The organism is Paenibacillus sp. FSL F4-0236, assembly GCF_038000135.1.
GTDB lineage: Bacteria > Bacillota > Bacilli > Paenibacillales > Paenibacillaceae > Paenibacillus_AQ.
Genome location: NZ_JBBOBK010000001.1, coordinates 3616495 through 3640775, shown reverse-complemented (window position 1 = coordinate 3640775; position 24281 = coordinate 3616495). Strand labels below are relative to the sequence as shown.

26 protein-coding genes and 1 tRNA gene are annotated in these 24281 nt (G+C 43.5%); 16 read left to right on the top strand and 11 right to left on the bottom strand.

Annotation, left to right across the window (positions count from 1 at the left end; all coding sequences use genetic code 11):
• Nucleotides 1-31: 31 nt before the first annotated feature.
• Genes NSQ29_RS16590 through NSQ29_RS16580 form a run of 3 tightly spaced genes read left to right on the top strand, consistent with a single transcriptional unit; the run spans nucleotide 32 to nucleotide 2638 of the window.
• On the top strand, nucleotides 32-853 hold the full coding sequence (locus NSQ29_RS16590; protein WP_341125623.1) for an ABC transporter permease: 822 nt from the start codon (nucleotides 32-34) through the stop codon (nucleotides 851-853).
• Between the two features lie 29 nt (nucleotides 854-882).
• Entirely contained in the window at nucleotides 883-1632 is a 750-nt protein-coding gene (locus NSQ29_RS16585) for an ABC transporter permease (protein WP_341125622.1), read from the top strand.
• A 22-nt stretch (nucleotides 1633-1654) separates the two neighbouring features.
• Entirely contained in the window at nucleotides 1655-2638 is a 984-nt protein-coding gene (locus tag NSQ29_RS16580; RefSeq protein ID WP_231573419.1) for an ABC transporter ATP-binding protein, read from the top strand.
• Between the two features lie 5 nt (nucleotides 2639-2643).
• Here the strand turns inward: NSQ29_RS16580 and NSQ29_RS16575 are convergent, their stop codons facing one another.
• Nucleotides 2644-3213, bottom strand: a complete 570-nt coding sequence (locus NSQ29_RS16575) for a TetR/AcrR family transcriptional regulator (protein ID WP_341125621.1) — start codon at nucleotides 3211-3213, stop codon at nucleotides 2644-2646.
• A gap of 163 nt (nucleotides 3214-3376) precedes the next feature.
• On the opposite strand from NSQ29_RS16575, the gene NSQ29_RS16570 reads away from it, so the two are divergent.
• Genes NSQ29_RS16570 through NSQ29_RS16560 form a run of 3 tightly spaced genes read left to right on the top strand, consistent with a single transcriptional unit; the run spans nucleotide 3377 to nucleotide 5589 of the window.
• Entirely contained in the window at nucleotides 3377-4315 is a 939-nt protein-coding gene (locus tag NSQ29_RS16570) for a ketopantoate reductase family protein (protein ID WP_339173032.1), read from the top strand.
• Between the two features lie 26 nt (nucleotides 4316-4341).
• The gene (locus NSQ29_RS16565) at nucleotides 4342-4983 is read left to right on the top strand and encodes a histidine phosphatase family protein (RefSeq protein ID WP_339173035.1); all 642 of its coding nucleotides are present in this window, start codon (nucleotides 4342-4344) and stop codon (nucleotides 4981-4983) included.
• Nucleotides 4984-4998: 15 nt separating this feature from the next.
• A complete protein-coding gene (locus tag NSQ29_RS16560; RefSeq protein ID WP_341125620.1) occupies nucleotides 4999-5589 on the top strand; it encodes a class I SAM-dependent methyltransferase in 591 nt (196 codons plus the stop codon).
• Nucleotides 5590-5659: 70 nt separating this feature from the next.
• Here NSQ29_RS16560 and NSQ29_RS16555 read toward each other — a convergent pair whose 3' ends face one another.
• Together NSQ29_RS16555 and NSQ29_RS16550 are read right to left on the bottom strand one after the other, a co-directional pair.
• Nucleotides 5660-5755: a sporulation protein YjcZ gene (locus tag NSQ29_RS16555; protein ID WP_197069771.1), complete on the bottom strand. Its 96-nt coding sequence runs from the start codon at nucleotides 5753-5755 to the stop codon at nucleotides 5660-5662.
• Nucleotides 5756-5867: 112 nt separating this feature from the next.
• Nucleotides 5868-7271 carry an RsmB/NOP family class I SAM-dependent RNA methyltransferase gene (locus NSQ29_RS16550; RefSeq protein WP_341125619.1) on the bottom strand — a complete coding sequence of 468 codons (1404 nt, stop codon included), beginning with the start codon at nucleotides 7269-7271 and terminating at the stop codon, nucleotides 5868-5870.
• A gap of 157 nt (nucleotides 7272-7428) precedes the next feature.
• Here NSQ29_RS16550 and NSQ29_RS16545 point away from each other — a divergent pair, with 157 nt between their 5' ends.
• Genes NSQ29_RS16545 through NSQ29_RS16535 form a run of 3 tightly spaced genes read left to right on the top strand, consistent with a single transcriptional unit; the run spans nucleotide 7429 to nucleotide 13117 of the window.
• Entirely contained in the window at nucleotides 7429-8565 is a 1137-nt protein-coding gene (locus NSQ29_RS16545; protein ID WP_042186889.1) for a glycosyltransferase family 4 protein, read from the top strand.
• 6 nt (nucleotides 8566-8571) lie between these two features.
• The gene (locus NSQ29_RS16540; protein ID WP_076283136.1) at nucleotides 8572-9882 is read left to right on the top strand and encodes a metallophosphoesterase family protein; all 1311 of its coding nucleotides are present in this window, start codon (nucleotides 8572-8574) and stop codon (nucleotides 9880-9882) included.
• Entirely contained in the window at nucleotides 9872-13117 is a 3246-nt protein-coding gene (locus tag NSQ29_RS16535; RefSeq protein ID WP_341125618.1) for an AAA family ATPase, read from the top strand. Before NSQ29_RS16540 ends, NSQ29_RS16535 begins: the two co-directional genes overlap by 11 nt.
• On the opposite strand, the gene NSQ29_RS16530 is transcribed toward NSQ29_RS16535, so the two are convergent.
• Nucleotides 13104-14216, bottom strand: coding sequence for a YkvI family membrane protein (locus NSQ29_RS16530; protein ID WP_042186895.1), 1113 nt, complete (start codon nucleotides 14214-14216; stop codon nucleotides 13104-13106). The genes NSQ29_RS16535 and NSQ29_RS16530 overlap by 14 nt on opposite strands.
• A 174-nt stretch (nucleotides 14217-14390) precedes the next feature.
• On the opposite strand from NSQ29_RS16530, the gene NSQ29_RS16525 reads away from it, so the two are divergent.
• The 3 genes from NSQ29_RS16525 to NSQ29_RS16515 all read left to right on the top strand — a co-directional run bounded on the left by NSQ29_RS16525 (nucleotide 14391) and on the right by NSQ29_RS16515 (nucleotide 15718).
• Entirely contained in the window at nucleotides 14391-14963 is a 573-nt protein-coding gene (locus tag NSQ29_RS16525) for a xanthine phosphoribosyltransferase (RefSeq protein ID WP_076283133.1), read from the top strand.
• Between the two features lie 101 nt (nucleotides 14964-15064).
• Complete coding sequence (locus NSQ29_RS16520) at nucleotides 15065-15382, top strand: hypothetical protein (RefSeq protein WP_036689410.1); 318 nt, start codon at nucleotides 15065-15067, stop codon at nucleotides 15380-15382.
• Nucleotides 15383-15499: 117 nt separating this feature from the next.
• Nucleotides 15500-15718 (top strand): hypothetical protein, encoded by a 219-nt coding sequence (locus NSQ29_RS16515; protein WP_042186900.1) that lies wholly within the window; start codon nucleotides 15500-15502, stop codon nucleotides 15716-15718.
• A 74-nt stretch (nucleotides 15719-15792) separates the two neighbouring features.
• Here NSQ29_RS16515 and NSQ29_RS16510 read toward each other — a convergent pair whose 3' ends face one another.
• Nucleotides 15793-16239 (bottom strand): hypothetical protein, encoded by a 447-nt coding sequence (locus NSQ29_RS16510; RefSeq protein WP_042186902.1) that lies wholly within the window; start codon nucleotides 16237-16239, stop codon nucleotides 15793-15795.
• Between the two features lie 187 nt (nucleotides 16240-16426).
• On the opposite strand from NSQ29_RS16510, the gene NSQ29_RS16505 reads away from it, so the two are divergent.
• Nucleotides 16427-16510, top strand: a tRNA-Leu gene (locus NSQ29_RS16505).
• 84 nt (nucleotides 16511-16594) lie between these two features.
• Here the strand turns inward: NSQ29_RS16505 and NSQ29_RS16500 are convergent.
• Genes NSQ29_RS16500 through NSQ29_RS16485 form a run of 4 tightly spaced genes read right to left on the bottom strand, consistent with a single transcriptional unit; the run spans nucleotide 16595 to nucleotide 19109 of the window.
• Nucleotides 16595-17125: a hypothetical protein gene (locus NSQ29_RS16500; RefSeq protein ID WP_339246969.1), complete on the bottom strand. Its 531-nt coding sequence runs from the start codon at nucleotides 17123-17125 to the stop codon at nucleotides 16595-16597.
• A gap of 42 nt (nucleotides 17126-17167) precedes the next feature.
• Nucleotides 17168-17851, bottom strand: a complete 684-nt coding sequence (locus NSQ29_RS16495) for a hypothetical protein (RefSeq protein ID WP_042186907.1) — start codon at nucleotides 17849-17851, stop codon at nucleotides 17168-17170.
• The gene (locus tag NSQ29_RS16490; RefSeq protein ID WP_076283131.1) at nucleotides 17848-18741 is read right to left on the bottom strand and encodes an ABC transporter ATP-binding protein; all 894 of its coding nucleotides are present in this window, start codon (nucleotides 18739-18741) and stop codon (nucleotides 17848-17850) included. The genes NSQ29_RS16495 and NSQ29_RS16490 overlap by 4 nt, the downstream gene beginning before the upstream one ends.
• The gene (locus tag NSQ29_RS16485) at nucleotides 18738-19109 is read right to left on the bottom strand and encodes a GntR family transcriptional regulator (RefSeq protein WP_042186911.1); all 372 of its coding nucleotides are present in this window, start codon (nucleotides 19107-19109) and stop codon (nucleotides 18738-18740) included. The genes NSQ29_RS16490 and NSQ29_RS16485 overlap by 4 nt, the downstream gene beginning before the upstream one ends.
• A gap of 233 nt (nucleotides 19110-19342) precedes the next feature.
• Between NSQ29_RS16485 and NSQ29_RS16480 the strand changes: the two genes are divergently transcribed.
• Nucleotides 19343-20152 carry a class I SAM-dependent methyltransferase gene (locus tag NSQ29_RS16480; RefSeq protein WP_341125617.1) on the top strand — a complete coding sequence of 270 codons (810 nt, stop codon included), beginning with the start codon at nucleotides 19343-19345 and terminating at the stop codon, nucleotides 20150-20152.
• On the opposite strand, the gene NSQ29_RS16475 is transcribed toward NSQ29_RS16480, so the two are convergent.
• Nucleotides 20144-21154, bottom strand: a complete 1011-nt coding sequence (locus NSQ29_RS16475; protein WP_341125616.1) for a S8 family peptidase — start codon at nucleotides 21152-21154, stop codon at nucleotides 20144-20146. The two genes, NSQ29_RS16480 and NSQ29_RS16475, sit on opposite strands and share 9 nt — an antisense overlap.
• Nucleotides 21155-21559: 405 nt before the next feature.
• On the opposite strand from NSQ29_RS16475, the gene NSQ29_RS16470 reads away from it, so the two are divergent.
• Entirely contained in the window at nucleotides 21560-21931 is a 372-nt protein-coding gene (locus tag NSQ29_RS16470) for a hypothetical protein (protein WP_339270301.1), read from the top strand.
• 86 nt (nucleotides 21932-22017) lie between these two features.
• Here the strand turns inward: NSQ29_RS16470 and NSQ29_RS16465 are convergent, their stop codons facing one another.
• Entirely contained in the window at nucleotides 22018-22827 is an 810-nt protein-coding gene (locus tag NSQ29_RS16465) for a MerR family transcriptional regulator (protein ID WP_341125615.1), read from the bottom strand.
• 102 nt (nucleotides 22828-22929) lie between these two features.
• On the opposite strand from NSQ29_RS16465, the gene NSQ29_RS16460 reads away from it, so the two are divergent.
• Nucleotides 22930-24267 (top strand): MATE family efflux transporter, encoded by a 1338-nt coding sequence (locus tag NSQ29_RS16460; protein ID WP_341125614.1) that lies wholly within the window; start codon nucleotides 22930-22932, stop codon nucleotides 24265-24267.
• Nucleotides 24268-24281 lie beyond the last annotated feature (14 nt).

The following is a 24281-nucleotide window of genomic DNA, read 5'->3' as shown; positions in this document are numbered from 1 at the left end:
TGAGATATCAAAGATAGGCAGGATGTGACTTATGTTTGAGAAGATAAAGCACCGCTTTCGCGTTATGAGAGCGGTTGCTTTTGTTACTTATAAGGAATGGAGTGCGTACAGAACGCATTCGATGGTTTCTATTTTTGTAGGCCCGGTATATTTTTTAGTGCAGTATTATATATGGAGCGCTGTTTATAGCGGGGAATCCTCTATTAACGGGATGTCGCTCTCTCAGATGCTCTCTTATTTTTGCGCCACGATGTTGATCAACTACTTGACCATGGATTTTGCCGATTGGAATTTACAAATGCTCATTCGCACCGGGAAATTCATTACGTTCTCTTTAAGACCAATGAATCATATGTTCTATGCATTGTCACAGAAGGCAGGGCATAGGGTACTTGGGCTTCTATTTGAATTTATACCCTGTTTAATGATCTTCTTCTTTATTTTTCATATTGATGTTTTACCCGCAAATTTACTATACGCAATGCTATCGATAGCTATGGCGTTCATGATGAATTTTTTCATCCACTATAGTATTGGAATGGTGGCCTTTTGGATGGTGCAATCCTCCAGTATTCGTAACTTTTTCAGTCTTTGTGAGGGGATATTCTCAGGATCACTGATTCCATTAGTCTTTTTTCCAAAATCCTTACAGATGGCTTCCTTTTTCTTACCGTTTCAATATACGACCTTTCTGCCTGCAATGGTCTATACAGGTAGCTATACTTTAGCTGATATAACCTTACCTATTCCTCAAGTTTTGTTGCTGCAGCTTATAGCCGTTATTATTGCCGGAATAGTCTGCCGGGTGTTGTATGCGGTGTCGCTTAAGCATTTTACGGGGGTGGGCGCATGAAACGTATGTTTTTAATATACAAAACTTGTATGAAGGCGAATATAGCTTCTGCTATCACTTATCGTGTTAATTTTATTCTTAATAGTCTTATCATGCTTATAGGGAATGTGTTGTTTCCTCTAGTAACGGTATTCATTTATAATTCGAATGCTTCATTTGAAGGATGGACCTTTAAAGAGGCACTATTAATTCAATCTGTCTTCATTCTGTCTACGGCTTGTGCCGGGATTTTTTTCAACGGAATCATGTGGAATACGATGTCCCATGTAGTGGAAGGAACGCTGGAAGTGGTATTAATTAAACCAACCTCGAGCCTTTTTCTGCTGTTGGCCAGATCTTTTGAGTTCGAAAGTATCGGGCTTTTAGGTGGAGGAGTAGTCATGTTCGTTTACGCACTTAGCGGAATCGATGGGATGACCTTCAGCTCTTGGTTATTGTTCCTGTTATTGTTTGGAGCAGGGATGCTTGTCATGTTTGGCGTGGCGCTCATTGTTGCAGCGATTTCCTTCAAATGGGTGGCGAATTCCCGCTTGCCGGAGATGTTTGAGAGCATTAAGTCTTTTGGACGCTATCCAGGGACGATTTTCCCTAAAGCAGTCGTAGCCGTGAGTTCTTTTCTTTTTCCGGTTTCCATGATTGCTTACTTTCCTGCATCTACACTGCTTGGACGATGGGAAGCTTATTTTTTTATAGCGATTATCCCTTGTGTGTTATTTGCGGCCTTCGGAATTTGGCTCTATACGTACATGCTTCGTAGTTACAAAAGTGCCGGAGGATGAATTTGTATGAAGGAGAATTACATTGGACATTATTACCGTCAAGAATTTAACTAAGCAATATGAAACGTATCACCGTGGACAAGATGCAAAAAGCGTATTTAAAAGTCTGTTTCACCGTGAAAAATCGATTATCACCTCTGTAGAAGATCTTTCGTTCAGTGTTGGAAAAGGAGAGATCATTGGCATTCTGGGGCCAAACGGTGCAGGTAAATCTACGACTATTAAAATGCTGACAGGCGTTCTCTATCCTACATCAGGAGAAATAAATGTTCTAGGATACAACCCTCATAAGCAGAAAAATCAATATGTAAAGCAAATCGGAGTTTTGTTCGGACAGAAATCTCAGTTAATATGGGACATTCCTCCTTTGGATAGCTTTTATATGAATAAGGAAATTTATGATATTCCTACGAATGACTTTCGTACAAGACTAGACCGATTTGTTAGCATGTTTGAGATTGGTGATATTATCACTAAGCCTACGCGCACCCTTTCACTGGGAGAACGAATGAAATGCGAGTTTATTATGGCAATGCTTCATTCTCCGCCAGTGGTTTTTTTGGATGAGCCGACGATCGGGCTGGATGTTATAGCTAAACAAAGAATCAGAGAATTCATTAAGCAAATGAATCAGGAAGGCACCACATTTATTCTAACGACACATGACTTGGAAGATGTGGAGCGTTTGGTACAAAGAGTACTAATTATTCATCAAGGTAAAAAAGTATATGACGATAAGTTCTCCGAACTTCGACTTCATTTAGGCGCTAAAAAAGTGGTCAGGCTTTCTGCAGCTACAACGATTGGAGATATTGACCTGCCTGGGACTCTGATATCGGAAAGAATATCGGATTACGAAGTGGAATTAGAGATCGATACCGAGCAGTGTAAAATGGGTGAGTTTCTTCATATTCTTAGTGAAAAGGTAGAGATTCTTGATATATCCATTAAGGAGATTCAAATTGAAAAGATCATCAGCTCCATTTATGAGATGGATATGGGATAATATTTTCAAGCTTGAGAATGGATCATTTGCAGATTCAGATCTAGCATTGACCATAACTTTTCAGTAATTTCTTTTGCAGAACAAGGATTACTATGGGTAAACCACCATTCAATCACTCCGACAGTCGCCGAACTCAAAAATTGTACGGATATATCCTTACTTAACTTATCTAGGTTTAAATTGTTTTCTAAGAATTGTGTTTTGATTTGATTATTTATCATATCTTGTAATTGGTTTCTAAAGGAGAGCAAAGCTTTGTTTCTTAATAAAGTCTTATAAAAGAGAGCATTCTCCTCCAATTGTTCCAGCGTGCGGAGTAATGATGCCTTAGAGGGATTGGGTTCGGTTTCATCCTCCACTGCGGAGCAGCTTTCGATTAGTTGCTGGAGCTGAGCCGCCAGGCATTTATCCATCAGATCATATTTATCCGCATAATGGGAATAAATCGTTCCGCGGTTTACATCAGCGCGCTCTGCGATTTCGTTAATCGTTATTTTTTCAAAATCTTTTTCAGCCATTAGTTGAATTAATGCATTCATGATGGCTGTTTGGTTTTTTTTAATTCTTCTATCCATGGTAAGACTCCCTTTTTATCAAACAATGTATTGTATTTTGTTGAAAAATCAACAAAACCGATCAAACTAACGATTGAACCCTACCGGAGATGTGATAATCTGATTTTATCGAACAGATGATCGAAATTCAACAAATGTCTAAAAAGGGATAGAGGAGTTAAATATGAGAATATTAGTTTTCGGAGCGGGAGTTTTAGGCAGCTATCTTGCACATGTCCTGGTGCGTGGGGGAAACGATGTCACAGTGCTTGCCAGAGGGAAGCGTGCAGAGCAATTGACGAAAGACGGTCTTGTACTTCGCCATTATTTTCAATGTAAAAACACTATGGATTCTGTAAAAGTCATCTCAGAGCTTCAACCGGATGATCACTATGATCTTATTTTTGTTGTTATGAAATACAATGATTTTCCGGCCGTATTACCTATTTTAGCTAAAAATCAGAGTCAGAATATAATTCTTGTGGGTAATAATGGCGATGCTCAAGAAATGCAAAAGGATCTTCAGGAAATGAGCGATGTAAGAAAAAATATACTCTTTGGATTTCAGCTTAGCGCAGGAATTCGTGAAGCGAGCGGTCGAGTTATCAAAATACATGCAGGTGGGCAAATGGTACTTGGCAGTCTTGACGGTGAGATCCCAATAAAACACTTACTGGAAAAAGCGTTTGAGAACGCTAAGTATAAGCTAACTTATCATGAGGATATGGATGCTTGGCTCAAAAGTCATATCGTGCCTATAGTGGCTTTGAACTCCCTTAATTATCTTCATGACGGGGATTTGAAAAAGGTATCTAAAGATAAGAAGCTATTAAAACAAGCCATTTCAGTAATGGACGAAGGGTTTCAAATGATGGAGAAGCTAGATTATACGATCACTCCGGCAGGGCAAGTTGACTTTATTCGAAAACATAAACAGGGTGTATACTATGGTCTGAAAATAATTCATAAATTACCCTTTATGAAATTTGTAGATGGTTCTTTCAGCGAAATTGCTGCTTTGTTTAATTCGTTTGATAAGTTGAAACAACAAGCAAACATTGCGACGCCCCATTGGGATCAACTTCAAAAACAAGCGATCTCGAAGTTTAATGCAAATGTATAACAATCTTTTTTGGAGGTGTACAATCGATGGCTATATATTTTATACGGCATGGAATAGATGATGAAGGCTATCGTGGGGGTTGGAGTCAACGTGGGCTTGTAGTAGAGGGCTATAGACAAGCCGAACGACTTGGTTGTTATCTTAAGGAAAATCAGTCTAGCTTTAACATCACTCGTATCCTTAGTAGTGATTTGCAGCGTGCGTTAGATACAGCAAATGAGATCGCCAGAGCGCTAAGCTTGCCTGTTGAAAGCAGTCAGTCTTGGAGAGAAACGAATAATGGTGTAATCGCTGGAATGCCCCATGAAATTGCAAATGAACGATACCCGGGTCTCTATTTCTCAGAATTAAGAATGGATGAGAGATTTCCAGGAGGAGAGAGCCCACAGGATTTTTTTACGCGAATTAATACAAGTTTCTCAAAACTATGTAATGAACTGGAGAGTACTGATCCAAAAGAAAATGTAATTGTGGTTACGCATGGTGGCGTAATTAATATTATTTATCATATTTTAAAAGGGCTAACGTGGACCAATAAGAATGACCATTTCCCGACTTCATATACAAGTATTCATAAAATAGAGTATCAAGTAGATAAGTGGGTAGTTACAGCTGAAAATCTTACGGAACATATATCAAGTGATCAGGCTGCTGGTTTGTCCAATTGATTGGGAGGTACAAATATGGGATTATTGAATGCACTGATCGATCAAGCCAAGAACCCGAGAGGATTCGTGGGGAATATCATGATCAAGATCATGAACCAGGCACATTCCAGCATAACAACGTGGGGGCTTAAAAAAATAGAAATGATGAACAACGCACCTATTTTGGACATAGGCTGTGGTGGCGGTCAAACTATACATATGCTTTCAAACCAAAATAAACATCAGGAAATCTACGGCATAGATTATTCTCAGCAAGCTGTGGAGACATCCAATCAAAAAAACAATAAGGCTGTTGCCGCAGGTAAGGTGAAGATTAGTCAGGGAGACGTATCGGCTTTACCGTTCAATGACGGATTTTTCGGGACGATCATGGCTATTCAGACGCATTATTTCTGGCCAGATCTTGAACAAAATATAAGTGAAGTGTATAGGGTGCTGAAGGCAGGCGGAACGTTTGTTATTATTTCTGAGGTCTATAAAATCAATTATCACATGAAACAATACACAAAAAACGAAGAGATAGATCAGTTATTTCAGAAAGTTGGCTTTCAAACGGTAAATATTCACGAGAACAACAAATGGAGATGTTATGCTGGAAAGAAATAAAGCGGCCGCACCGCCCTACAAAGGACGACACAGCCGCTTTAATTTCACCGTCTAATTAGCCGGATTGGTATTAAACGAACAACGAACGGGAAATGATTACGAGCAAGATAAAAAGTACCAAGATCGCTCCAGTCGAAGTGAAGGCTCCTCCATGAAATTCACCCATGTTAATTCCTCCTTACCATATGTCTTTGTTCTCAAGTGCTGCGGCGGGTGTCGCAGCTTTCTGAGATAATGACATCATATGCCAAAGTGGACTGGATGTACTGGTCTATGGCCTATTGCTCGTCAATATGGGCTTTTAAGATGCGAAGTCCTTTAGGAAGATGATTCTTAAGTTGGCCTGCACTTGCTTTGCCCCAACTTATCGGCAATCCATCTAAAGTTACTAGTGTCCATCCATGTAATTCCACCGGTACTGGTAAGCTTTCTCCCCGGAGCCAAGCATGTATTTCCAGCCCCCCACTACTGAGATCAAAACTACGTGTTACTTGTGTGTGCTGAATCGCCATCGCTAGGGCGTGAGCGGGTTCAATCCGATTTTTCTTCAAATGGGCAATATGTAGCCCGGCACGAGGAATACGCAAACCATCCAGCAGCCCAGTATGGAGGTTGCCATTAAAGGATTCAGGCAGTAAATAAAGGGATTCTCCGAACAGCAGAGGGACGCCTTGATATGAGAAACCAGGAAGCTCTAACGAAGCCCAGTCTTGGAATAACTGGTATGCATCGCGAACGGAAGAATTAATTTTTGGGTTGCTTTTGCTTCGACGCTTTTTGGTGCTGCGTTTGGCGTCATCGTTAACGTCGTTTTCGGTGACACTTTGCTTACATAGGAGTGCAACAAAGTGGCCTTCGCCTTTTTCTAAATGTGGCCAAAGGCGCTTGTGGGTGATTAATTCCATATTGGGGTAACGATCCGTCAATCGGGCAATGATCTCCTCATTCTCTTGACGGTTAAAGGTGCAAGTAGAGTAGGCTAGAGTCCCCCCAGGCTTAAGCATAAGGTAGGCGTCTTGCAGGATGTCCCATTGTCTCGCCGCACACATAACCACATGGTCAGGAGACCACTCTTGAACGGCATTTGGATCTTTTCGAAACATGCCTTCTCCTGAGCAAGGAGCATCCAGCATAATTCGGTCAAAAGCAAGTGGAAAGCGCGAAGACAGTTGCTCTGGCGTTGCACAGGTTACGAGGGTATTCTTTATACCTAAACGTTCTACGTTCTCTGCAAGAATTTTTGCACGCTCTGGATGGATTTCATTAGAAATTAAGAGGCCTTGTCCTTGCATTAAACCAGCGATATGCGTAGTTTTACCCCCAGGAGCTGCTGCAAGGTCGAGGACGGTTTCACCGGGTTTAGGTGCCAGCAGTTCAGCTGCGGACATTGCGGAAGGCTCCTGAATATAATATAGTCCAGCAGCATGGTAAGGGTGCCTGCCTGGTCGAGCGGGTTCTTCATAATAATAACCATCAGGGCACCATGGGATAGGTTTCAGATCAAACTGTGAGACTGTGCGTTCTACTGCGACTTGACCTGAATCTGAGATACTTTTCAATGGATTAAAGCGAAGTCCCTGCGTTCGTGGAGCTGAATAACTTTCTAGAAAAGCATTTGCCTCTTGCCCCAGCATTTCTTGTATATATGCGGTGTAAGAGGCAGGCAGCTGTTCTTCCTTCATAGATCATTCTCCTTTTTCTTAGTTGCTGTTTCATGTTTATACCGATAAAATCAAGGTATGGGGAACGTAATCGTACCTGAAATTCTACATATACACAACTATATCATAATTGCCAAGTCTTACTGTACGTAAGGCAATTGTAAAGGGGATGTACCATATGAATTTGCTGCAAGCGCTCTTCTTCCCACCGGAGCAACCCGGTGGTGTATCGTCCATGATCCCTTATCTTCAGGAAAGGTTCCGTTCAAGCCGCTGGGAGATGGATTTGTTTTGGTTACCTAAGCGGATTCGCAACAAGGGACATGAAGAAGTCATATTCGAGACCTTTGATTGGACCCAGTTTGGGGAAAGTCAGATCGTTCAGAAATATATTCAGACCTACCGTGATTATCTATGGTGGACTAAACTACGAATGAGCAAGACATATGATCTTATCCATTCCCATCATCCAATTGCTGGTTTAGCAATGAAAAAAGTATTTCCAAATACTCCGTTAATTCAAACCTTACATTCCAGTTATGAGCGAGAGCTGATTCTGAATGGAGCTATTTCTGAAGGTGGGCTGGAACATCAGTTTCTAGTTTCGCTATACCGCGAACTTGAGCATGTTAGTGATCGGTTAATGACTGTGTCGCAAGCTTTTGCAGAGTATGTGGCGCCTTATATTCTAGATCCTTCTAATATAGGAGTAATACCGAATGGTTTTGATGAGAAAAGGTTTAAGCCAGTCCCGCATGACAACGCTGTACCACAGCTAGTGACTGTGACACGTCTAGTTCCAGCCAAAGGAATTGATACTTTACTCAAGGCCTGTGCTGAGCTTAAAAATCGCGGCCATGAATATGTACTGCATATTATTGGAGATGGACCTTCCCGTGCGGATTTGGAAAACATGGCTAAGCAATTAGGGATTTATAATGAAACAATTTTTTATGGATATACGCTCCATCCGGAAGAATTCATGCCTTTCTTTGATATTTTCGTGCTGCCTTCTCGGGCGGAGGCCTTCGGATCGGTGTTTGCAGAAGCAGCGCTTAGCTGCTTGGCTTTAGTTGGGACGAATGTAGGCGGGATACCGGAGCAGATTGAAGATGGTGTGAATGGCCTGCTCGTCAGTCCTGATGATGAGATTGCTCTTGCTGACGCCTTAGAGAAGGTGATATCTGATCCGGCTTATCGTTATGAGCTTTCTCGTTCAGCTTGGGATAAAGCGAAAAGCTTGTACTCGCTGACTCGTGTCGCTAATGAACTTAAAAAGACATACTTACAGTATCCCTCAGGAACCAAGGGGTGAGCAGCTATGATTCCATTTCGATTTCTACATGCTGCTGACTTACATCTGGATAGCCGTTTTGCTGGGCTGGCGCATATTTCGCCAGCCATTCGTTCTTATTTACGTGAGTCAACCTTCGCCGCCCTTGGGCGGCTTGTCCGCGTTGCCATCCAAGAGAATGTTGATTTTATCGTCATCAGTGGAGATGTATACGATGTTTCTGACGCTTCCTTACAGGGTCAACTGCGATTTCAGGAAGCACTCAAGGAACTGGGTCAGCAAGGAATACACGTGTTTCTGATCCATGGCAACCATGATCCACTTGACGGATTGCGTCTGACTACAGAAATGCCCAGCCATGTAACCGTGTTTGGAGGAGAGAAGCCAGATCTCGCTTCGGCTTACCGTCGCAAAGATGGTCAAGAAGTGGCTATTGTTAGTGGAATCTCCTATCCGACTGCGAAAGTTACGGACAACACTGCAGTGACCTTTTCTCGAAAGGCTGGCAGCCGTCTGTTTCATATTGCTATGCTGCATGGGAATGTAGACGGTGATTTACTGCACGAGACGTATTCTCCTTGCAGTCGTAGGGACCTTATCGAACGGGGTTTTGATTATTGGGCACTTGGACATATCCATAAACGTAGTGTATTGCATGAAAAACCGGCGATTATATACCCGGGCAATATACAAGGACGTAGCATTAAGGAAACCGGACCAAAAGGTTGTTATGTTGTGGATGTTGATGAGGCTGGAAGTGCTACGCCCCATTTTCATGAGCTTGATTATGTTCGCTGGCAGGTACGGGATCTGTCCATTGAGGGATTGAGTAATGAAGCAGAATGGATACAAAGGGTAGAGCAGGTGATTGACGATATCAGGGAGGAACTCCCGGAGCTGATGTCAGTGGTCAGATTTCGTCTGATCGGACGCGGGGACGTACATAAAGTATTAGCTGAAAAAGGAGCGGTAGAGGATCTGCTGTCTGAACTCCAGCGCCGTGAGGCGGTACGTGCTGAGCGTAAAGATTATAAGGGACTTGTCTGGGTGGAAGGATTCGCTGTAGAATCCGGGTTAGCTATTGACCGTGAACGGTTATTAGAGGAGGATAGCTTTCTTGGAGAAATGCTGCGAATTACAGAGCGTACGGAACATTCAGCAGAAGCGCTTGAAGAATTAATAAACAGTGCGCTTAAGCCGCTCATGGAGAATCAGGAGCTGCGACAGCTGCTCTCGGTGACAAGTCAAGAGGAGAAGCTAAGTTGGCTTCGTAGTGCAGCAGAACAGGGAATCACAATGCTCGGTGGAATGGAGGGTGCTCCAGAAGATGAGAATTGAATATTTGCAGATCCATGGCTTCGGACGTTTGCATAACCGAGAGATTGAACTATCGGAAGGAGTTACTATACTCTATGGACGTAATGAAGCAGGAAAAAGCACGACGTTACAGTTTATTCGCTCCATGCTGTTTGGAATTCCAAGTCGTGGTAACCCTACGGAGAGGTATGAACCTATGCAAGGCGGATTACATGGGGGAATACTGAAGGCACGTGATAGTAATGGTGCCCTGTGGACCATTCGTCGCCATACAACTGGTGGTGAGGGCTTAGGAAGAAATGAGAAACTGAACATCACGGTTAACCATCCGAATGGAACAACGCAAGAGCTAGGGCAAGCTGAAATGGAGCGTCTTTTGCTTGGTGGTATCTCTCGGAGCATGTTCCATCAATTGTTCGCGGTCTCTCTCGATGAACTGCAGGAGCTTGCTGCGCTTCAATCAGAAGAGATGGGCAGCTTTCTCTTTCACGCGGGTATGGGCGGTGGTGGAACGATCATGCGTGCGGAACGCCGATTGGTACAGGAAGCTGAGAAGCTGTATAAACCTCGGGGCAAGCTACAGGAAGCTGCTAAAATCGTTCAGGCTATTGAGAAACTAGAGCGTCAGATGGCGGAGAGCCGCTCTTATCTTCCACGTTATAACGGTAATATAGCAGCATTAAAGGTTACGGAATCTGAGCTAGATCAACTGGAACAACAACGTAAGCTTACTGGAGACAAGCTCGTGATGCTTCGCAAAGCTCAGGATGTTCGTGAATTGTGGTTAAAATGGAGCGATGCGCAGCTCGAGCTGCAGGACCTGCCAGCGATTACAACCTTTCCTGAAGATGGAGCGATTCGCTATCAGGCACTTGAAGGTGAAATTCGGAATGCTCAGGGAGCAGTAACTCGTTATGAACGTCTGCAAAGTGAGCTTACGGCTGAGCTGGAGCAGAATCCGCCGAATGCGTTGTTAACAGCGCAAGGGCCTGCCCTGGAGCGGCTGGATCGCCATCGGAGCAGCTATGAAAACCTGCGAGCGGAAAGACAGCGGCTAGAAGGTGAATTGACCGCGCTGAATGAGCATTTGCAGCGAATTCTGCGAGGCATTGATGTCAGCTGGAGCGCGGCAGAGCTGACTGCATTTTCGGGTGCAGCGGCGGATCGTGAAGCTGCACGGAGGTTTGCGGCGGCGTTCGCAAGTTATGATCGCCGCATGGAAGCGGAGGGCGCAGCACGGCAGACGCTGCGTTCCCGCTTGGCCGCTGCCTCAGCTTCGCTGCAGGCAGCAGAACGGGCGTTGGCGCGTGAACACGCTACCGGCGCCGAATCTTTTGCGCAGCTGGCTCCGCGCAGCGCCCGAGAAGTGCTGCAGCTGTGGGACGAGCTGCAGCAGGCGGCCGAGCGCTGGCGCGAAGCGCAGCTCAGCGAAGGGCCGCAGCGCGGCCCCGGCGCCGGAAGTGACGGGCCTAGCGCGCAGCGCATGGCCGCGCTCTACCGGCGCCTGCTGTGGGCTGGGGCAGCACTAACCGTGCTGCTGCCCACAGCGCTGTGGCTGACCGGTGCTCCGCCGGTCAGCGCAGTGCTCGCGATCGGCCTGCTTGGCGCGGCCGATCTGGCCCTTTGGGCCGGCCTCAGCGGAGCGCGCCGGCCGGAAGCGTCCCCGCCAGGGAGTGGCGGGGACGTGGGCACAGCCGCAGCCGAGATGCTGCGGCTGCGGGGGCAGCTGCTCTCCGGGGCGGAGCCGGAGAGCGCCATGCCGGGGCGGCGATCGGCCGCCCCGGGGTCCAGCCCTGACGCAGGCGGGCTGGAAGCCTCCATGAGGGAGCTTCGCAGGCTCATGGAGGCTTGGTCCGCTTGGCGGCAGCGCATTGAACGCTATGCCGCCGAGCGGGATGCCTGCCGCACGGAGCTGGAGACGCTGGCAGGCCAAGAGAAGCTGCTCGCGGAAGAAATGAGCCTGGCAGAGACGGCTTTTACGCAAACTGCTGAGCACTATGAAGAATGGCTGCGTGGGCGCAGATTGCCCGAAGGGTTGTCTCCGGAAGGGCTGCCGGATATCTTCGCTATGGTGGAGCAGGGGAACGAACTGCTGCGCCAAGAGAATAAGCTATCTTTACGTCTGAAAGAGCTGGAAGATGAGTGTAACGTGTTCGAGGAGGAGCTGCTTGCTCTCATTCATGAATCAGGTACTGATCCTTTAGACGAGTCTGGTGTAGCGGCAACTAGCTTTGATATGGATCCGCACGATGGACAGCGACGATCTGCACTAACTTTACTAAGCTGGCTGGAACTTCGAAAAAGAGCTTGGGATGAACTGAAAAAGGACCTGGTTCGCCGGGAAGGCATTCAGTCACGGTTACAAGAGCTTCTGGAAGAGCTTAAGGAGAGCCATAGGGTATTAGGTGAGTTAAGAGAACAGCGTGACCACCTGTTGGACGAAGGCGGAGCAACAGGCGGGGAGGATTTCTTAAGGAGATCGGCTGCTGTACAGCGGCGTAGTGAGCTGAATAAATCCATTCGCCAGTGGGAGCTAGCCATGTTTGGAGGCTGGGAGGATGAGCGAGTTAACGCCTTGCAGTTATTATTAGATCATCATGATGCTTCAGCACTCCAGAAGGAACGTACGGCAGCTGAAGAGCTAGCTGAACGGGAAGAAGAACTGTGGAACACCCTGCTGGAGCAACGAGGAAAGCTGCTTCAGGAAAGGGAGTATTTGAAAGAGCGTTGTATGGAGGACTCTGTTATTCAGCAATTGGAAGAGCAGAGAGCTGCTCTGCGAATCGTGGCTAATAAGTATGCGGTAGCAGCATTAACTGCTGAATTAATCGGAAGAACCCGCCGTATTTATGAACAGGAGAAGCAACCGCAGGTACTTTTGCTTGCATCTGACTATTTCTCCAAGCTGACCGAAGGGGAATACAAAAGAGTAGTTATGACTCTAGGTCATAAAGAACTAAAAGCGGAACACAAAGATGCTGGACTGCTGGACAGCGGTCTGCTCAGCCGTGGGACGGCAGAACAGTTGTACCTTTCCATCCGCTTGGCACTTGCAGAGACGATGTCTCGGCAAGTATCGTTACCACTACTATTCGATGATCTATTCGTCAATTTTGACGAGGCTCGTCTTCATGCTGCGCTTTCACTGCTTGGTGAACTGTCGGTCTCCCGCCAGATTGTGATGATGACCTGTCACAAGCATGTGGCGGAAGCGGCAGCACGAATCATTCCAACAGCAGCAGTTATTTCCGTGTAACTGGTTTTATGGATACAAGGCTGTTCCCTTTTCCACTCGAACCTGATGAGGAATCGCTACGTGGTGGAGTAGACCATGGCGTACGTAGTAGCATGACAGCCCAGACCATCGACAAAGCTCCGAAGATCGGGTAGAACACGGAGAGTAGAGAGCTAAAGCCAAATTGGCTCAATAAATAACAGACCAACATCAGAATCGGCGTAATCAATGCGGGTTTAACTGGAATTCGTTGTTTAAGCTGCATGGTGACACCATAAATGTCGGCGACAAAAGTGCTAAAGATCTCCAAGAAGATCAGCAACAAATATATAGTTTGTACTACAGTACCCAACCGGATGGCGATGTTGCCCATAGGGATTTCAAATTGGAGAATATCAGGCATCTGTGAGCTCATCGCGAAATGCGCGGCGATCAACATAAAGCCGATTCCGGCACCACCAATAATACCGCCCCAGACAAGAGATTTTTCTTCATCAGTATGCCGAGCCATGGGAACTAATACGGCTTGAGCCATACCTAGATTGAAGGCGGTGTAGAGCAGCGGCGACATCCAAGCGCCAAAGATTGTCCGATCCGTTTCTAGGAATAAGAACCGCTGAGCTCCTGGAATTTGAAAGGTATTAAAAATAATGATGAGTGACAGCGTAAGCATTAATGGGACGATCAGACTGTTCATTTGTAGAATACCGGAAATTCCCCGTTTAAGCAGGAAATAAGAACCAACCAGCGTGAGTATTAGCCCTGTTTGATAATGAAATCCAAGATGCTCTTGAAAAATAGCACCCGCGCCTGCAAGCATAATACTGTTGACACCGATTAAGATGACCATCGTGAACAAACTGATGGTGCTTCCGACTTGGTCGCCGAAGAGGTGTCGGTTAAAGTCTTCATAAGACTCTGCTTCTATGCGCCGAGCGATGACCATCATTTTCGTACCCAGCCATATAAACAGTATAGTAGAGAGCAGGATGGTCAGGACTGCCCAGTGTCCGTAACGAGTGAAGAATTTTAATATTTCTTGTCCGGTGGCGAATCCGGCTCCTACAATGGTGCCAATGTAAGTGAATGCGATCTGTAATGTTCGGACATGTGATTTCATGGCTCCCCTCCTAATAGTTTTAAGAACAAAAGAAAAATCATAATGCGTGCTATGCAGGATTGCCTTGTGCACTCTGTATAGTACAGGTTATGATGAGGATCAGTAGGACATGACTTCCGTGATTCATTTGTACGGAACGTCTGCGATTATAAAGGGTATTGGAGGTTCAAAGTCATGGAAGTGTTGAAACAGCGGATTTTGGAGGAAGGTGTCGTCGTTTCGGATGAAGTGCTGAAGCTGGATGCACTGTTGAATCATCAGGTAGATCCGCAGCTTACGATGGAAATGGGACGGGAGTTTGCCGGGAGGTTTGCGGACTGCGGAATTACACGTATTGTGACCGTGGAATCCTCGGGCATTGCCGTGGCATTTGCCACCGCATATGAGTTAAAGGTGCCGTTAGTTTTTGCACGTCGCAAAAAAACACTGTTAGCAGATCCGGACGCACTTTGTGAAAGAGTTCCTTCTTTTACGAAAGGTATTGTTACCGACATTATGTTGTCTCGCCAATTCATCTCTCCAGAGGATAAAATCCTCTTTATCGATGATATTATTGCTAATGGTGATGCAGCACGTGGATTGATTAAGATCATCGAGCGCTCTGGCGCTGAGCTGGTAGGTCTTGGCGTTGTAGTGGAAAAAAGCTTTCAGGCTGGTGCCCGGACGATCAAAGAACAAGGCATCCGACTGGAGTCACTCGTAAGAATTACTTCTCTTAGTGGAGGCACCATTGAATTTGGGGAATAACCCGTTTTTGAGATAAGAACAGGCCTATTTTTCAAACAACTGCTTTTCACCCTATAGATTTTCCTTTATAATAAAATCAGACATAGGGAGGAGGCGTCACAATGGGGAAAGAACCGGTGACTGAGCAATTTTTTATTGATAAATTAACCGAGGCCAAGGATCACTTCGAGCGTGCGCTGGATTGCAAACACACGGAATTCGACGATCTGTATCCCTATATGATTGAACATCCTCAGTTTTTTTGGTACAAACGCTATGTAGCTTGGTCAGAACTTCTGACAATCAAAGGTTTATGTGAGGAACTTTCCTTCCCTTGGAGGGAGAAATTCACAACAAACCAAGTGGAGTATCTGGAGCAACGTGTGATGTCCGCTAAAGTTCTTGATTTCTGGTTCGAGAAGAATGAAGCGCTGATATAAGAATGCTTTAGTAGACATGCAATTGGTCAATTACTTATACGAGACCCAGATGATTTTTCATTTGGGTCTTTTTTCTGGATGAAAATAGGATAAGCTATACAGAGGGAGGGATTCATGATGATTAGCGATGAACAATTGGATGCATACCGAATTTCCGGCGAGAAAATTCGTGTGGTGCGGGACGGCATAGAAAGTAATGATGTAAAAGGGATTGTTCTGGCTTGGGATGATTCGCAGGTGATGATACGTCGTCAGAATAGACGAGTAGTAAAGCTGGATCGGAATTATTTATTCCAACCCTTCAGTGAACCAAGGAAAGAACCTGATAATATATAGTTTCCGCAGCAAAAACAGCTCCTTACCCAAATTGGGTGGGGAGCTGTTCTGCTTACATATAAGCCTCTGACGAATTAAATACTTAAAGCTAGCTGGGAGTCACTTTCTTCTCTGGAGAGTATGGAGAGCTCTGTGGACAGTCCGAGATACGCACGCATTCGCAGCATCATCTCTCTACGGAATCCTGGCCATAATATATTCATCTCACCTTGATATCCTCTACAGGAGTACAAGGCCTCGACTCCTCGTTGATCTTGGCGAACGGTTGTGATCTTCAGATCATGTGAGCTCAATTCACGCGTAACCTCTTGAAGCATTAGTGAGGTTTTCTTAGTGGCACCAGACAAGAGCTCCATATAAAGCTGAGGGGTCTTAAATAGACCACTTTTGCTGATTACACGGCAGTCACGCTCGAAAACTTTATGAATAAACGTTAGCAGCAAATAGCTTCTGACAAGGGACAGTTCTTCTTTAGTAACATCTTCATCAACAATGGATGTCTTCAACTTCGTAGTCGCCATTATAAATCACCTCATTTATATTATGCGAACTTTTGTTCTCATTATACCTTATATTCGGAATTAAAAGCAATAATTATCCATAAAATAATGATCGATAAGAAAAGCTGGAAAATATATTGACGCTTTAATCTCAGCATGGTATGATCTATCTTGTGACCGCAAGTTTGATATGTAGTCATTATGATGTGCGGTCGTGGCGGAATTGGCAGACGCGCACGGTTCAGGTCCGTGTGGTAGCAATATCGTGGAGGTTCGAGTCCTCTCGACCGCATCACAAGAAACTCCCTTGAGAAATCAAGGGAGTTTCTTTTTTTGTGAATATAATCAATCGAAGGTAACTTTAGCATACTCGTATTTAGATCGATAAATATCGAATTAACCCTAATAGAGCGAAGGCGAACAAAACTGTCCCAGCACCAATGCCTGTAATTGCACTGTTTGCGACCTTAAGTTTTTTAGATATGAACAGTGATACGATAGAGATTGCAACCAGAAGTGCTGCTAAAAGGTATAAACTGAAATCGTTAAACACACTTTTTAAGCCAATAAAATGAATCCCTACTATAAAGGCAATCCAAGGAGCAACATAATCATTATACTTACATTTCATCAATATAGAAGCTCCAGCACCAGCCAACAATAATTCAATATAGACAGAAATTAGATAATTATCAAAAGAGGTCTTGTCATTTAATACGGAGGGAGCATCCCAGTTCGTCACACTTAAATAGACACCAATCAAGCAGACGAGAAGGGATACACCAGAAGCTATGCCAATATATTTTCGCCAGCTGGATCTGGGGTTTTCTTGTGCCCAACCAAACCAACTAAAACTAAACATACCGAATATAGAAGCATACATGGCGTAATCCCTCACATAATCCATACAGTACCCCCTATAAATATTAACAATATTCCAGGCAGAGTCTTATACTGTAGACTTCCGAAGCATCCAGAACGATAAGAGTGCATACAAGACCGTCAAGGGCATACTCCACAAGGCAAGTTCAAATGCGGTATGGCTAGCCAACCAATTAAATACATCTACCCACCACTGATAATATGTCATTAACAATCCAGCGACACTGTACAGAATAAACATGACTGCCGCGAAAATGAATAGGCCGCTTCTACCAAATCTACGAAAGATGCTGGATATAACAAATCCCCAATAAAACATATGCAACAAGATCATGAAATAGATCCACAGCTGCTCTAGGACGGTACCATCATTCAAGTATGGTAGGTGAAAATAATGTAGCTGCACACCCCATCCAGATGTTAATTTGGTTTCTATAATAGATAGCAGGAACAGAAGTAGTGAGAAGCCGGCACTTGTTATAACGGCCATCAAGGATGTGCCGAAGAAATAATCTATCCTCCGTAGGCTTAAGCCCAAGGCAAAGGGGAAAGTCTGTACTAAAATGATGATACCTATGACAAACATATAAATAAAGATTGAGACTAGGCCGCCGGTATACATTGGTTCTTGCAGGAAAAAAGCTATGACAAGATTAACCAAAAAGCTGGACAATAATATAATCCAAGGCATAAACAACCAAAACCATTTATCCTTATAGTGCATTTTTAATATCCCTGTCATTTGGTTCATTGCACTGCAACTCCCTTCTCTTGGGATTTTCTGTTTGTAAGATGAACAATTAACTGTTGTAAAGATATCGGGGAGATCTCCAGACCAAGCATCTCAGCACGTGATAGATCTGTTGAGTTTAAGCCAATAACAGTGGCAGAAAGTAATCCGCCAAAGGATTCACGAGAGATGATCTCTTTACCGGTGATTAAATCTTCGACCTTCGCAGCCGCACCGATAACTTTAGCAGCCCGCCCGCGAAGAGCTTCAGCATCCTCATTGATAATCAGCTTACCGTTGTCGATAACAATGACATGCTCTAATAGCTGGCTTACCTCGTCAATTAAGTGTGTAGACAAGACAACTGTTCGCGGATATTCTGAATAATCCTCAATTAGTCTATCGTAAAACAGGCTTCTTGCTACAGCATCGAGACCTAAATAAGGTTCGTCAAAAATAGTCAGCGGAGCGCGGCTCGCCAGGCCTACTACAATGCCCACCGCCGAGAGCATTCCTCTGGACAGCTTCTTTATTCTTCTTTTTAAGGGGAGATTAAAGTCCTTGATTAAGGAGTGGGCGTAGTCCCGATCAAAGTTAGGGAAGAATAACTCGGATACCTCTAGAACATCGATAATACGGTACGTATCCGGATACTTTTGGCTTTCCTTAATAAAGCAAATCTGATTGAGTACGCGGTTATTCTCGTAGGGATGTTCCCCGAACACCTTCAAATCACCGCTTGTAGCAAATAACTGTGCTGTAATCATGTGCATGATCGTTGTTTTTCCTGCACCATTTCTGCCAAGCAGGCCATAGATTTTATTCTTTTCTAAAGAAAAACTAATGTCTTGGATGACGGTTACCTTTCCATACGACTTGGTCAGTCCCTTGATCTCAACGACTTCATTCATGACCGATTATCTCCCCTCTGAATCATCTTCGTTAATTGATCCAACGTAATTCCTAATTTCTCTGCTTCACGGATCATAGTTACAACATATTGCTCATAAAATTGCTCTTTTCTCTTCTCCATCAATACTGTGCGCGCTCCAGAAGCTACAAACATGCCGATACCTCGCTTTTTGTATAAAATTCCTTGGTCGACAAGCAAATTCACACCTTTCGCAGCCGTCGCCGGATTGATCTGGTAAAAAACAGCAAATTGATTTGTTGAAGGAACCTGTGATTCCTCCAAGAGTGTTTCTTCGATGATGTCATTTTCTATGCGTTCGGCGATCTGCATAAATATCGGTCGAGTATCATCCATTAAGCTTCCCATGTATTCACCGCCATGTTCATTGGTTAGTTAGTTATGTAATTAACCATATATGCAACAGACCTATTTGTCAATCATTACTATGTGGATTTTTTGATCCTTTGAGCCCAAATCCAGTGAATTGGCGTATCAGCATAAATAAAAAGGCAGTTCGGATTCACACCGAACTGCCTTTTATTTTAGTTGGATGTCTGCTATGATTTTGTCCTATTAGAAAACAAGAGAAGGGTGAAACTATGAATGAATATGGTCCGGATTTATTTAAAGGTACGGCAGTGTACTATTCAAAATATCGACCGCAGTATCCTTCATCCCTTATTCGGTTCTTAATTCAGAAGTTTTCGCTTAACGGAGAAGGCTGTCTGCTTGATTTAGGGTGTGGTACGGGTCAGCTGGGACTAAGATTTAGTGATTGGTTTGAAGAAATGATAGGTGTAGATACGGAAAGTGGAATGTTGGAAGAGGCTAATCGTCTATCAAAAATCCATAGGGTTGATAACGTTAGTTGGATGCTTGGTAGAGCAGAAGAGTTGCAGAACGTCTGGGGTTCCTTCCGTCTTACCATCCTAGCCAAAGCGTTTCACTGGATGGATAGATCGTCTATTCTTGAAATCCTATACCACAGTTCGGACAATAATGGCGGTCTAGCAATTATTGATACTTTTAATGTAGGGCAAGAGCCATTATCTTGGCAGCTTAAGGTAAATGAAGTAGTGAAACGCTGGTTAGGTAACGAAAGAATCGCAGGAGACAGCATCTATACTCATCCTAAAGAAAGACATGAGGATATTGTTGCGCGATCTAGCTTTAAGGATGTGGAAAGATTGATTTTACCGAGTTATTCAGTGACATGGACGGTGGATTCTATTCTTGGCAATTTGTATTCCACTTCCTATGCTTCAAAGCGTTTATTTGGAGATCACTTGGAACGATTTGAAGCGGATTTGAAATCTTCTTTATTAGAAATTGAGCCTACGGGTAAATTTACTGAAGTGTTATCAGTTTCTGTTATCACAGCTTTAAAGAAGGAAGCAAAATCACAATAAGAATCTCGCATTGATCTCACCAGAGCCGGCTGTGTTAGGCTGGAGTTTCAGAGAGAATGTGTTCTTTTTTAGTATGGATTTCACTTGCTTAGGAGTTAGTGAGGGATTTCTCTGCAGCAATTGAGCAATGACACCAGAGACTATAGGTGTTGAGACACTGGTACCGGACAGCACAAAGTAATTTTTAGCGATCCGCAAGTAAGGAAGCTCGCGATCTAGCTTGGAATGAGGCGCACGAAGAGAGATAATGGTTTCGCCAGGAGCTACGAGGTCTGGTTTCTTTCGCCCTCCCGGTGCAGGTCCGCGGCTTGAATACGAGGTAATCCGGTCGTCCTTTTGTGTGAGCGTGCGACGGTCATCCACTGCACCTACGGTAATTGCAGAAGGGCTAATCCCAGGAGATTCTATCGTCCTGCGTCCAGGGCCGCTATTTCCAGCTGCTATCACAACAGTGAGTCCAGCCTTTATTGCTTTTTCTACGGCTTGGCACAGCGGGTCATCAGCACAAGGTGAATTTACCGTACCCCCTAATGACATCGAAAGGATACGTAGTTTTAGTCGCTTTCGATTCGCAATACACCACTCAATTCCTTTAATGATCGTGGAGTCATATCCGTCACCATTTTTATCAAGTACTTTAACACCAACGATCCCTGCCTTTGGAGCAGGGCTTTTGTATTTTCCTTTACTCATCCATCCGTTGCCTGCCGCGTCCCCTGCGATATGAGTCCCATGGCCGTTATCGTCGTAGGGAAGTTTTCTGTGATTGATAAAATCTTTAAAAGCTACGATACGGTTACAGGGCTGAATCAGATCAGGGTGCCTATACACTCCTGTGTCAAGAATGGCAATGTTGATTCCTTTTCCGGTAAGTCCCTGTTTCTTTTGGACGGATGTAGAACCGATGGATGGTGTCGCTATATAAAGTGATGTTTTTTTAATTCCGTCAACATAGATTTTATCGATTCCATGCCAACTGCACATCTGTTTCAGACAGTTCATCGAAACTCGTGATGATACAGAATTTAGTATGGGGAGATGATGTTTGATAGGAAAGTCGTGTGATTCTAAATGTTTTTTTAATGACTTCAGCTGTGCTGGGGTCATTTTTTGTTTGAATTTGATAATGATAGGAATTTTAGCGGATGTACCGCGACGGACTTGGGAGTGTTGAATTCTTTTTCTTAGCGCCGTATGGATTCTTGAACTATTTTGCTCTAGCCACAATTGTCGGTTCATTTATTAATGGATCACCTCACAAGTGCATTATATGCACCACTGATCCAGTGGGTACGAATCTATGAATCTAGGAATAAAGTACATTTCTAGAATAGTAGGTAAAAGTGAGGTCAAGCATTCCAATTCTTGCATTTACTATCGTATCCTAAAAAGAAAGTGGTGAAGTAAATGGCAATGATTAAGAAGCCAGTCAATAAGCAAGCCGTAATGGCGGCTAAAGCTCTCGCGGCAAAAAGAGTGAAAGCAGCTGCAACCCGGAAGAAACGGAGAATCAGACAGACATTGGACAGATTTGTGGTTCTCGCTACAAGTTTAGGTACGAATAGCACACCTAAAGATTCTTCGGGCTGGACCGCTACATTAAAAAATGGTACCACAACTGTGAACGCTGAGTTCGATGATTTCGGTGTGGTCAGATTTCCTACGATTAGCACATTAACTTCAGTACCTTACCTGCTGACAATAAGAGACGAGAATGGAGTAGTTTTGAAGAGTTTTAACGTCCCAGCAGACCGTGAATTTTTTGTCGCTAGATTTTAGTTTGGACAAATCAGCTTTAATTCTGTAGTAAACAGCACGTGTCGATCCTATATCGCCGCGTGCTGTTTTATTTGTCTTATTTTAGATCATGCAGATTTTAACCATACTTGAATCTCATACACCCACTGAAACATTCCGGTGAAAATGACTGTCTGGATGATGAATGGAACCTCCGTATTATATTCGGCTTTAGCATGTGCAGCGATATTCTGCATCGTTTCCATTCTCTGCTCCTCCGAGCAATAACCATAGAGATAAATTCCTTTAGGTAATATTGAAATACAGTCGGCCTGTTCAGGGTACTTCTCACAAACTACAAAAAAGACAGATGGATTCTCACTAGGCTCTAAAGTAGTCATAATATTTGCACGAAAATCAAAAGCGAATGAATCTCTTGGCTCATCTTCAAGCTGTTGATTTAGCGCATTCTGCAGTTGATGGAAACTTTCGAGGCTGGGTTTCTGTAGGGAGTGGATTTTTACGATCGCTCTTTCTCCCAAAGCCTTAGTTGAAAAATGGGTGGGGGATAGAGGGACATCGGATAAATAAGCTTGATTTTCATATTGTTTTCGTAAAGCTTTAAGCTGTGATTTTGTCTTATTCAGATGCTTGATTTCCTGTTCAATTTCCTCGTCCTTTGTTTTAAGAAAATTAATAATATAATCGAGATTATCATTCGTAAAAACATCTTTAATCTTATGAAGTGGCATATTTTTTTTTTTGCAGAAGTTGATGACATCAAGATAAATAAGCTCTTTATCTGAATAATAGCGATAACCGGAGGAGGGATCTACTTTTGCGGGCTTGAGCAAGTGAATTCGGTCATAATGCCGCAAGGTTTCGATAGTTGTGTCTGCTAGTTTTGCTGTTTCACCAATAGAATAATAGTTGTTCATTGCATCGTTCTCCCGTTGACTCTTGTGTTACACAAGAGATTATAGTGTTCATTGTACTGATTTTTATCTAAAATTTCAAAACAGTGAATGGAGAATGACAAGATGAAGACAACAGAACTCAATGTATTAAAAGATCCAATTTCCAAACTATTTCGCGGTTATGCAATCCCTGGGATCGTAGCTTCACTTTCTATGTGTCTGTACGGAATTATTAACGGAATCATTTTGGGGCGTTTTGTAGGACCTAATGCGCTAGCTGCAGTGAATATGGCTTCACCGATTTTTAATATTATTTCCTGTATAGGGATCTTAATTGCTATTGGAGGAAATACATTAACCGCTATTAGTCTGGGAGAGCAGAACAAGGGGAAAGCCAACCACTACTTCAATAATGCTTTTTACACATTGCTCATGATGGCCGTAGTTATTTTCATAATGGTAGTTTTTTTTCCTCATGTACTGGCTAGAATAGTTGAAGCAAATTCAGTGCTTTTTCCTATGGTTGTTGATTACATACAGACTTTTGGTGTATTTGTCGTGCCTGTAATTTTTAATATTTTACTTGGTATTTCATTGCAATCTATGGGGAAACCTCAGCTTTATATGGTTGGTAATTTACTGAGTGTAGTTTTAAATATCATCTTGGATTTAATTTTTATCTGCGTTTTCGATATGGGGATTACCGGTGCTGCTTTGGCATCTGGGATCAGTGCAACGATTGTTTTTATATTATTTTTCTCGAATTTTATCTCAAAGGATAGCTTTTTAAAAGTGGGTAGATGGAAAGTGGATTTTAAAGCAATCGGAAGGATGATCTATAACGGTTCTTCAGAAGCGATTACGCAATTCAGTGCGGGTTTTTCTTCTATGATCTTCAACTGGATTTTGATCTCTAAATTTGGTGAAATAGGGGTATCTTCATTTGCGGTAGTTCAGTATATCTCACTTGTAGTTAATGCAGTTATCATGGGCATGTCGAGAGGGTTAGGAGCCATTAGCAGCGTGAATTACGGAGCGAAGGAATATAGCCGTATAACGGAATTGATTACCATGGCGATTAAAATAGTGACATTAGTTGGTGTGGTTTGTACAGCGATATTGATTATTTTTAAATCTCCCTTAATTTCTCTTTTTGTAAAAGACAATCTTCAGGTCATGACTACATCAAGTGAAATCATCACATTTTATAGCTTTAATTTTATCTTTGTAGGGGCCAATATTATAATTAACGCTTTGTACACAGCCATTAACAATCCAAGAACATCCGCGATTTTGGCGATTTTACGGTATGCCTTGTTGATGGGGAATTTCTTTATCCTTCCTTTAATGTTTGGTAACATCGGCTTATGGCTTTCCTTTGTAGTGGCAGAGATAATCTGTGTCGTGGTAAGCTATGTTTGTTTGAGGAAGACAATGCAAAAGTGGAGTATCAACCAGTAACAGCAGAATAAAAG

What these genes read in the sequence shown, in the direction of transcription:
- NSQ29_RS16590 (WP_341125623.1), top strand. Translation starts at nt 32, where the DNA reads ATGTTTGAGAAGATAAAGCACCGCTTTCGCGTTATGAGAGCGGTTGCT.
- NSQ29_RS16585 (WP_341125622.1), top strand. Translation starts at nt 883, where the DNA reads ATGAAGGCGAATATAGCTTCTGCTATCACTTATCGTGTTAATTTTATT.
- NSQ29_RS16575 (WP_341125621.1), bottom strand. Translation starts at nt 3,213, where the DNA reads ATGGATAGAAGAATTAAAAAAAACCAAACAGCCATCATGAATGCATTA.
- NSQ29_RS16570 (WP_339173032.1), top strand. Translation starts at nt 3,377, where the DNA reads ATGAGAATATTAGTTTTCGGAGCGGGAGTTTTAGGCAGCTATCTTGCA.
- NSQ29_RS16565 (WP_339173035.1), top strand. Translation starts at nt 4,342, where the DNA reads ATGGCTATATATTTTATACGGCATGGAATAGATGATGAAGGCTATCGT.
- NSQ29_RS16560 (WP_341125620.1), top strand. Translation starts at nt 4,999, where the DNA reads ATGGGATTATTGAATGCACTGATCGATCAAGCCAAGAACCCGAGAGGA.
- NSQ29_RS16555 (WP_197069771.1), bottom strand. Translation starts at nt 5,755, where the DNA reads ATGGGTGAATTTCATGGAGGAGCCTTCACTTCGACTGGAGCGATCTTG.
- NSQ29_RS16550 (WP_341125619.1), bottom strand. Translation starts at nt 7,271, where the DNA reads ATGAAGGAAGAACAGCTGCCTGCCTCTTACACCGCATATATACAAGAA.
- NSQ29_RS16545 (WP_042186889.1), top strand. Translation starts at nt 7,429, where the DNA reads ATGAATTTGCTGCAAGCGCTCTTCTTCCCACCGGAGCAACCCGGTGGT.
- NSQ29_RS16540 (WP_076283136.1), top strand. Translation starts at nt 8,572, where the DNA reads ATGATTCCATTTCGATTTCTACATGCTGCTGACTTACATCTGGATAGC.
- NSQ29_RS16535 (WP_341125618.1), top strand. Translation starts at nt 9,872, where the DNA reads ATGAGAATTGAATATTTGCAGATCCATGGCTTCGGACGTTTGCATAAC.
- NSQ29_RS16530 (WP_042186895.1), bottom strand. Translation starts at nt 14,216, where the DNA reads ATGAAATCACATGTCCGAACATTACAGATCGCATTCACTTACATTGGC.
- NSQ29_RS16525 (WP_076283133.1), top strand. Translation starts at nt 14,391, where the DNA reads ATGGAAGTGTTGAAACAGCGGATTTTGGAGGAAGGTGTCGTCGTTTCG.
- NSQ29_RS16520 (WP_036689410.1), top strand. Translation starts at nt 15,065, where the DNA reads ATGGGGAAAGAACCGGTGACTGAGCAATTTTTTATTGATAAATTAACC.
- NSQ29_RS16515 (WP_042186900.1), top strand. Translation starts at nt 15,500, where the DNA reads ATGATTAGCGATGAACAATTGGATGCATACCGAATTTCCGGCGAGAAA.
- NSQ29_RS16510 (WP_042186902.1), bottom strand. Translation starts at nt 16,239, where the DNA reads ATGGCGACTACGAAGTTGAAGACATCCATTGTTGATGAAGATGTTACT.
- NSQ29_RS16500 (WP_339246969.1), bottom strand. Translation starts at nt 17,125, where the DNA reads ATGGATTATGTGAGGGATTACGCCATGTATGCTTCTATATTCGGTATG.
- NSQ29_RS16495 (WP_042186907.1), bottom strand. Translation starts at nt 17,851, where the DNA reads ATGAACCAAATGACAGGGATATTAAAAATGCACTATAAGGATAAATGG.
- NSQ29_RS16490 (WP_076283131.1), bottom strand. Translation starts at nt 18,741, where the DNA reads ATGAATGAAGTCGTTGAGATCAAGGGACTGACCAAGTCGTATGGAAAG.
- NSQ29_RS16485 (WP_042186911.1), bottom strand. Translation starts at nt 19,109, where the DNA reads ATGGGAAGCTTAATGGATGATACTCGACCGATATTTATGCAGATCGCC.
- NSQ29_RS16480 (WP_341125617.1), top strand. Translation starts at nt 19,343, where the DNA reads ATGAATGAATATGGTCCGGATTTATTTAAAGGTACGGCAGTGTACTAT.
- NSQ29_RS16475 (WP_341125616.1), bottom strand. Translation starts at nt 21,154, where the DNA reads ATGAACTGTCTGAAACAGATGTGCAGTTGGCATGGAATCGATAAAATC.
- NSQ29_RS16470 (WP_339270301.1), top strand. Translation starts at nt 21,560, where the DNA reads ATGGCAATGATTAAGAAGCCAGTCAATAAGCAAGCCGTAATGGCGGCT.
- NSQ29_RS16465 (WP_341125615.1), bottom strand. Translation starts at nt 22,827, where the DNA reads ATGAACAACTATTATTCTATTGGTGAAACAGCAAAACTAGCAGACACA.
- NSQ29_RS16460 (WP_341125614.1), top strand. Translation starts at nt 22,930, where the DNA reads ATGAAGACAACAGAACTCAATGTATTAAAAGATCCAATTTCCAAACTA.